This is a genomic window from Haliscomenobacter sp. (genome assembly GCF_033763495.1).
Classification (GTDB): Bacteria; Bacteroidota; Bacteroidia; order Chitinophagales; family Saprospiraceae; genus Haliscomenobacter.
Map to the genome: position 1 here is coordinate 1 of NZ_JANRKL010000003.1, position 8,362 is coordinate 8,362.

At 49.6% G+C, this 8,362-nt stretch carries 5 protein-coding genes and 1 pseudogene; 2 read left to right on the plus strand and 4 right to left on the minus strand.

Annotated elements, in window-relative coordinates; translation table 11 throughout:
• Positions 1–313: 313 nt before the first annotated feature.
• Positions 314–2,182, plus strand: coding sequence for an ABC-F family ATP-binding cassette domain-containing protein (locus SFV55_RS00095; RefSeq protein WP_320027401.1), 1,869 nt, complete (start codon positions 314–316; stop codon positions 2,180–2,182).
• A gap of 341 nt (positions 2,183–2,523) precedes the next feature.
• Here the strand turns inward: SFV55_RS00095 and SFV55_RS00100 are convergent, their stop codons facing one another.
• A complete protein-coding gene (locus SFV55_RS00100) occupies positions 2,524–4,287 on the minus strand; it encodes a CRTAC1 family protein (RefSeq protein WP_320027402.1) in 1,764 nt (587 codons plus the stop codon).
• A gap of 105 nt (positions 4,288–4,392) precedes the next feature.
• On the opposite strand from SFV55_RS00100, the gene SFV55_RS00105 reads away from it, so the two are divergent.
• Complete coding sequence (locus SFV55_RS00105) at positions 4,393–5,526, plus strand: helix-turn-helix domain-containing protein (RefSeq protein ID WP_320027403.1); 1,134 nt, start codon at positions 4,393–4,395, stop codon at positions 5,524–5,526.
• Between the two features lie 65 nt (positions 5,527–5,591).
• Here the strand turns inward: SFV55_RS00105 and SFV55_RS00110 are convergent, their stop codons facing one another.
• The 3 genes and pseudogenes from SFV55_RS00110 to SFV55_RS00120 all read right to left on the minus strand — a co-directional run.
• The gene (locus tag SFV55_RS00110; protein ID WP_320027404.1) at positions 5,592–6,473 is read right to left on the minus strand and encodes an NAD kinase; all 882 of its coding nucleotides are present in this window, start codon (positions 6,471–6,473) and stop codon (positions 5,592–5,594) included.
• Positions 6,473–7,873 carry a BamA/TamA family outer membrane protein gene (locus SFV55_RS00115; RefSeq protein ID WP_320027405.1) on the minus strand — a complete coding sequence of 467 codons (1,401 nt, stop codon included), beginning with the start codon at positions 7,871–7,873 and terminating at the stop codon, positions 6,473–6,475. The genes SFV55_RS00110 and SFV55_RS00115 overlap by 1 nt, the downstream gene beginning before the upstream one ends.
• Positions 7,874–8,046: 173 nt before the next feature.
• Positions 8,047–8,362 (minus strand): annotated as a pseudogene (locus SFV55_RS00120) (alpha-L-fucosidase); the annotation flags it as partial.

Below are 8,362 nucleotides of genomic sequence, written 5' to 3' on the forward strand. Positions count from 1 at the left end.
CAGCAATGATATTCAAAATCAAAGTCAGGTTCAGGATGCTGAAATAAATGCCGTATAGGTGTTCGCTTACCACGTTTTGCACTACGCGCTCTACTCCAAACAAATAGGTGGGTTTGATCACCAGATTGATGAACAGTAAAAAAATCAGATTGGCGAGGAATTCGCGTTTCATGCCAGCGCTGCGGGTGCTTTGATTTGCGGGGCGAAGGTACCAAAAAAAGCTTTTGTGTAGGGTTAATCTAAACGAGTGTGTAGGCATTAAGTATCTAAACTTCAAATTTTCCTATCTTCGCCCCCTAAAAATCCATACAACGTGAATTATTTGACGCTGGAAAACGTAACCAAAACCTACGGAGAAAAAGTACTCTTCCAAAACATCAACCTGCAAGTCAACAAAAACCAAAAAGTGGGACTCGTAGCCAAAAACGGCTCCGGCAAATCCACCCTGCTCAAAGTAGTAGCCGGGCTGGAAGGCTCCGAAGGCGAAAACGCCCGCACTTTGGTACACCGCGATGCCCGGGTCGGATTTTTGTTTCAAGACCCCGAGTTCAACCCTCACGATACCATCATCGATGCGGCGCTGGATGCCGACAACCCCACCTTCAACGCGATCAAAGCCTACGAAGAAGCGATACTGTACCCCGAGAAGTCCGATGAGTTACAGGCAGCCATGACAAAAATGGACGACCTCAAAGCCTGGGACCTCGACGCCAAACTCAAGGAACTGCTCACCCGTTTTCGCATCGCCAATTACAGCCAACCCGTACGCACCCTTTCCGGTGGGCAAAAAAAACGCCTTGCCCTGGTGCGCATGATCCTGGCCGATCCCGATTTTTTGATCCTCGATGAGCCCACCAACCACCTTGATCTCGACATGATCGAATGGCTGGAGGAATACCTGGCGCAACCCAACCTGACCATCCTGATGGTGACCCACGACCGTTATTTCCTGGAGCGGGTTTGTGACCTGATCGTGGAACTGGACAAGGGGCAGGTGTACAAATACAGCGGCAACTATTCCGATTTTTTGGAGAAAAAAGCCGCCCGCGCCGAAAACGAAAACATCGAGCTGGACAAAGACCGCAAGCTGCTCAAAAAAGAACTGGACTGGGTGCGCCGCCAACCCAAAGCCCGCAGTACCAAAGCCAAGTCGCGCGTAGATTCCTACACCGAACTCAATGAAAAAGTATCGGGTGCCACCGTCGACAAGGAAATGAAAATCGACATCAAGGGGCAACGTATGGGCAAAAAAGTGTTGGAACTCCACAACGTCGGTAAAAGTTTTAAGGACCAAAAGATCGTGGAGGGCATGAACTACAAGTTTCGCCCTTACGAGCGTGTCGGTATAGTTGGCCCCAATGGCGTAGGCAAAACCACCTTCCTCAAAATCCTCACCGGCGAAATTCGCCCCGATACGGGTAAGGTGGTGCAAGGCGACAACACCGTTTTTGGCTACTACACCCAGGACGGCATCCAGTTGCAATCCGACAAACGGGTGATCGACGCCGTGCAGGACATCGCGGAATACATCCCCCTGGAAAAGGGCCTGAAACTAAGTGCAGCGCAGCTACTGGAGCGCTTCCTCTTCAGCCGCAAGCAGCAGCAAGTGTACGTCTCCCAGCTGAGTGGTGGTGAAAAACGTCGCCTCTTCCTGCTGATGATCCTGATGCGCAACCCAAACTTCCTCATCCTCGACGAGCCTACCAACGACCTTGATATCCTCACCCTCAATGTACTCGAAGAATTCTTGCTGGAGTACCCTGGCTGCGTGATCATCGTCACGCACGACCGCTACTTCATGGACAAAGTGGTGGAGCACCTCTTCGTATTTGAGGGCGACGGCCAAATCCGCGACTTCAACGGCGACTACAGCGACTACCGCGAAATCCAGCGCGAACGCGAACGCGAGCAACGCCGCCAGGACAAAGCGGAACAACAAAAGGTCAAGGACGAACAAAAGGAAGCCAAACCGGGCCTGACTTTTGATCAACGCAAGGAAATGAACCGCCTCGAAAAAGAAATTCAGAAACTGGAGGAGAAAAAAGCCCAGGTAGCCGACCAGTTCAATCGTACAGATTTGACCCCGGATGACATCAAAAAGTTTTCGCAGGAAATCAATCAATTGACTGGGCAAATTGAGGAGAAAGAGCTGCGCTGGATGGAATTGGCGGAGTTGGCGTGAGGTTTCCCCAAGTAACAATTATGAAACTAAAGCGACTATATTTTACCACAGAGTTTAACGAAGTACACGCGGAGTTTCACAGAGTTTGATAGTTGTAAAGAGTTTGCCACCTGCGGTGGCTGGAGTTCGGGTTCCATTAAAATCTTGCTTAAATTAAGTATAATGCCAGAACTTGATTTAGGATAACGCACCAAACCTCAGCAAAGGCCGCCTCCGTGGCCTCTTTGCACCGAAGGTGCCCTAAAAAACTCCGCGAAACTCCGCGTGTACTTCGTTAAACTCTGTGGTAAAAAAATGCGTAATGAGAGTTAGTGATTTTCAAAAAATAGTGAAACCCTAGTTTATTCAGGGATTACCAACCTCCCCCGCAAGACCAATCCCTCCTTCCCCCAAACGGTCAAATAATACCGCCCAGCCCCCAGCATTTTCTTCGGCCTCAAAAATAGATTACCTCCTTTTACCTGAAAGTCCACTGGAATCATCCCCCCTTGCTCATTCGCCAATGACAGAGAACTGACTTGAACATCAGGTGGCAATTTTAGCTGCAACTCCTCCTTTTTGCCCCCTTTTTTTACCGCCAAATCAACCACTTCTTCCTGAATTACTTGCAGCCGGCCCGCTTCTTCCAATTTTAAAAACTGATCCACTGCAAGCTGCGCAAAGGCGTCTACTTCCCCCGAAGGCCAAAACACCCGCATGGAGTCGATCACTGGTGCCTGCCCTAGCCCGAAATGCACCCGCAGGTCGTTGTGCCCCTGAAAATTGTTGTGCGCCTGTACTTCCCGGGTTTGCCATTTGCCATTGGCCTTGATAACAACCCTGGACCCCAAAGCCGAGCGATTGCTGCGGGTGCCCTGAAGTTTGAGTTGTAGCCAATGGCGTTGGGTACCGCCCACGAGCTCGTTGCGAAAGAGGGAGCGCGCCGCCCCTGCACCGTTGGTGTACAGGTCCAGGTCGCCGTCGTTGTCGTAATCGGCGAGTGAGACTCCAGCCAGGCCATAAACCGAGGTCGTGGGCGTTTGGCTTTCCGTAAAATTGCCCCGGCCATCATTCCAGTAGCAATGTACATAATTGGCCGAATCGCGGGTAAACAGCACATCCAGGTCGCCGTCGTTGTCGAGGTCGGCCCAGTTGTTGCTCAGGTAGCTGCGGCGATTGGAAAAAGGGCTTGGCCAGGAGACGTATTTACCTCCATCGTTGCGCCAAAGCCCCGACACTGCACCGCTGTAATTGCTCAGGCACAAATCCAGGTCGCCGTCGTTGTCCACATCGGGAAAATTGTATACCTGTCCGTCTTGCGGCTGATCAAAAGGGTAGGTTTTTAAACGTACAATGCCAAAAGTGCCCGTTTCTTTGAGCTGGTTTTGAAAACAATGGTCAAAACCCGGGCGACCACCGGGGCCAGTTCCAATGAACAAGTCCTGATCGCCATCCAGATCGTAATCACTCCAGGTTGGAATGGTAAAGGGTGCCAAAGAATCCACAAAAGACCAGCCACTTTGGGCTACAAACTGGCCATCGCTGCCCTGCAAAAAGAACTTGCAGGGTGAGGCCGGATTGCCATGAAAACCCCGGGCGTGTACAAAAAGTGGGTCGAGCCGGCCGTTGTTGTCGGCGTCAACCAAGGTGGCGTCCCAAGCTGGGAAGCTATCGCGCAGTCCGGGTAGGCTCAGACTGATGTTGACAAATCCGGCGGCACCGTCATTGCGGTACAGCCCCGAATTGCGGGCCGCCAGGATCGCATCGGGGTCGCCGTCGTTGTCGATGTCGCCCCAAGCAGCTCCGGCAGCCCCCTGAGCACCGTGGGTGCGGGTCAGGTCGGGCAATTGGCGAAACTTGCCCTGGCCTTCATTGTGGAACAAAAAGCGCTGGCAAACCAGCAGATCGGGCCGGTTGTCGTCATCCAGGTCAATCCAGGCAGCACCTTTGTAACGCGCCGGGGTGTTTTGAAAATTGAGAACCGGGTTAAGGCTGTCTTTCAAGAGGCTGAACTGGCTTTGGGCCAGCAGGCCAAACCAAAAGGCGGAGGCAAACCAAATGGCGCTTGTCAGCCAAAAGTTGCCTCCGCAGCACAACGGTTTGAATTCTAGTCGGGTGTTCTGCATATTTTTTTGATCAAATCTGTACATTGAATGGCAAAGTGGAGTAAATCTGGTTTCAGGTTTACTCATTGGGTGAGTAAATATGTATTTTTTGCAAAAAAAGCGCCCATGCCTCCGTCACCTTCACTGGATACCTGGACCATCATTTTTGCCTTAGCGGTTTTTCAGGCCTGGTTCCTCACGTTCGTATTTTGGCTCAAAGCCGACAAGGAGCGGCGCGGCAATCGCTGGCTGGCACTCTTGCTGTTTGGCTTTGGTTTGATGATGGCGGAATACGTCTTGTGGTGGACGCGCTACATTTACCAGTTTCCCCATTTTGCCATGCTGGGCTTGCAAATTCCCTTTTTGTTCGGTCCCTTGTTGTGGTTTTACCAGAGGTGGGTGTACGAGCGTTATTGGCCGCGTCCACTGGATTATTTGCTTTTTCTACCTTTTTGCCTAGCAATCTTGCCTTTTTTACCCTGGTATTTTAGTTCAGCTGCTCACAAAACCAGTGCATTACAACAACAAATGGCCTTCCCTCAGGCTGGCTGGATCCGATTAGTTTTATTGTATGCTCGTTTGGGCTATCTACTCGGTTTTTCCATCTGGATCATTCGGTATGCCTATCGTCAAAGTAAAATCAACAGCAGCATCCATTTCTGGACACGCGGTCTGGCCTGGGCCTTTCTGGGCTTCGCCCTGTGTTACAGCAGTTATTTTGTGCTGATCCGTTTTCCTTTTTTCAACCTGAGCTGGGATTACCAGATTTCAATGGCTATGACGGTTTTCGTGTTTTTTATTGCCTACGCGGGCTATACGCAGCCGGCGGTATTTGATGGATTGGGTTGGAAAAATCCGGTGCTGGTGAGCAAAAATAACAGTTCGACTTTGCCCCAAACGGTCTTGTCAGCGATCGAACGCAAGTTAAAACAGGTGATGGAAGAGGAGGAGCTGTACTTGGAGGCAGAATTGAGTTTGGAACAACTGGCCCAACGCCTGGATGTCTCCAAATACCATCTTTCCCAAACGATCAATGAGGCGATTGGCTGTAATTTTTATGAGTACATCAACAATTTGCGGGTGGAAAAGGCAAGGGAACTGCTGCTGAGTGAGGTTGAACCAGAATTGTCGGTCAAAGAAATTGCCTACCTGGCCGGATTCAACAATAAGGTGTCTTTTTACAATGCATTTCGAAAAAAATTTGGGCTGGCACCGTTGTTGTACAAAGCGGCAATCAAACAGCAAGAGGCCTCAAATTAAAATTCACCCTTCTTGATGTATCTCTTTAGTTCCTCAGGATTCTTAGGTGGTGAAAAAACTTTACACTAATTCCGAGAATCCTGCCCCCACGCCAACTTATCCCGCATTGTATCCATAAACCCATAATCGTGCAACTGCACCAGATTGATCGAAAAATCGTTTTTCCGTACCGCCAACTGATGTGCCGAAGTAATCGTCTCAAAGCGGGAATCCAGGGTGCAGAGGAAGTTTTCGGCCCGCCCTTCTACGTCAAAAGAAATGATTGAATCGTCGGAAATGACCACCGGGCGTACATTCAGGTTGTGGGTAGCTACCGGAGTGATTACAAAATTGCCGGAGTTGGGGAAAATGATCGGCCCGCCACAACTCAAAGAATATCCGGTGGAACCCGTTGGAGTAGCCACAATGATCCCGTCCGCCCAATAGGTATTCAGGTACGAACCATTGATGTAAGTATGGATGGTGATCATGGAAGAGGTATCCCGCTTCAGAATGGTAAAATCGTTGAGTGCAAAGCGGGTATCCCCAAACAAGGGCATATTGCTTTCGAGGTACAGGAGCCCCCGCTCTTCAACGCTGTAGCGCCCTTTGGCCAGCAATTGGACGGCGTCGCGGATGCGTTTTTTTTCAATACTGGCTAAAAATCCCAGGCGCCCCAGGTTGATGCCCAGAATGGGAACGCCCGATTCCCGCACATGCGTGATGGCGCTCAGGATGGTCCCGTCGCCGCCCAGTGCGATTACAAAATCAAATTTTTTCAGGGTAAAATCGATGTAGCCATCAAATTCGCCTACTGGCTTTTGAAACTTGATTTTGTCGCGCATCAGGTCCAGATATGGGCCGTACACGTATACCGAAATCCCTTCCTCGTGCAAGGCATCAAAAAGGCGCTGGATATGCGGCACATCATGATCCTTCAGCACGTAGGCGTATACTACAACCCGCATCAAATATTCATGTTGAAATGAAAAAAAATCCCCGACTCCCAGAGGTGGTTGAAGCTGTATTCGATTTTAAATACCTTGTCGAAAAAGAATACCGCATCCAGGCCGATCCCTTTGCCCCACAACATCCGATTGGTAAATGAGTTGGCCCCAAAATCAAAAGGATGGTTGACGTAGCCAAAGTCGTTGTTGACGGCCAAATATACTTTAAAAGGTAGTTCCCGCATGCGTTCTACCGGGATGATTTTTCCAAAACAGAGTCGATTGTCCGCAATTTTGACCCTGAAGCTGGTATTGATGATGCCCATATCCAGGCCATCGATGACGTAATACTCGTAGCCAACCAAATCGTTGTCAGAATACCCAATGGCCCGATTGTCGTTGTAAGGCTGTTGGCTGCGGATGAAGGAGAATTTTGCCCGGCCGATAAATGAAAAATTCCAACGATTGCCCAATGGCAAAAACTGAGCATAGCGGCTACTAAAGGTCAGGGCACTGCGGTCGTTTGAAACGATTCCGAGGCCGTCTTTTTCAAAAGAAGCTGAAAAATATTGCCCTTCCAGCGGGTAAGGTCGGCAGTCGCGAGAATCGTAGGTATAGGTATAGGCCAGCGAAAAATACCGTTGACGACTCCGCCCTTCCAGAAAAAAATCAGGATTGAGGTCTTTGGCGATTTGATCCATGATTTTATTGTCCTCATAACTGAGCCGGGCTTCGTGTTGTTCGCGCAACTTGGGTCGATACACCATAGACAGGCGAGAACGGAAACGGTGGTAGGCAAACTGGTCTTCGTTTTTAAAAAACTGCTGGCGATTTTGAGTAGTTGCGTAGTTGATCTCCCGGTTTTGCGCAAAAGAAACGGCTGCATCTATACCCAGGGTCTTTTTCCGATTGATGAAAGGCAATTTGTAGCCCAGGGCGTAATTGCGGGTATAACCATTGGTAAACTTGACTTGAAAACGATCGCGATTGCCCGAAAAATTGCGGTGCACAAAGTCCATTCCATAAATGATGCGATCAAGGGAGCGGTTTTGATCTACCCACCATACGTTGAAATTGCGGTCGGCCAACTCAAAATAGGGTGTGGGATAAATGTACCAGCTTTCCGCCAAATCCAGGGCGATACAAATGTGATCGGGCTTGCTGGCACTGGGGGTATAGCTGATGATGCCTTCACGGAACATTCCCGTGTTCAGCACCTGCTGTTTGCCCCAGGCGAGGCGGTCTTTTAAATTTTTGCGCAAAATGGTGTCTCCAATCTGGAAGGGAAGTTCGCGGAGGATGACCTGGATATTGGTGCGTTTGTTTCCGTTGATGGCAATACTGTCTACCACCACATACGCTTCTTGCGCAATGGCCCCGGCAACAAAAAACCAGAAACAAAGTGACAATACCAACCGCATACTTTGAAATTGGAAGTGGGCCTCAAACTCGGTGCGGTAATATACAGATTTTCGGGAAAAACTAGAAGAAAATTTAGTGTTAATAGTCGTCCGCCAAACTTTGGGGAGGGAAAAGCGAATAGCGAAAAACGAAAAGCGAATAGCAAAAGCCACTTTTTGCTATTCGCTATTCGCTATTCGCTTACTGATGCCTTATACAGACCTACTTCAGCAATCTGTGCAGGAGCAAGAGCCCGCAATACGGTTAAACGCAGTTTGGAAGCTGTAACCGCATCAAAACGCAACAGCCGTTTGTAGCCCACCGTTGTGAAATTTTTGATCAACTTCCAGGCACTACCATCCCAGTATTCCAGCTGAGCTTCGGCGATGCGTTGGCCTTCAGCAATGTTTTCCTGCACCATAAAGCGGTCGAAAGTGGCAGCTTTGGGCAAATTGATTTCAATGGCCACTTTTTCAGGAGCATTGATCCAGGTGCTGAGTTTTTTTTCG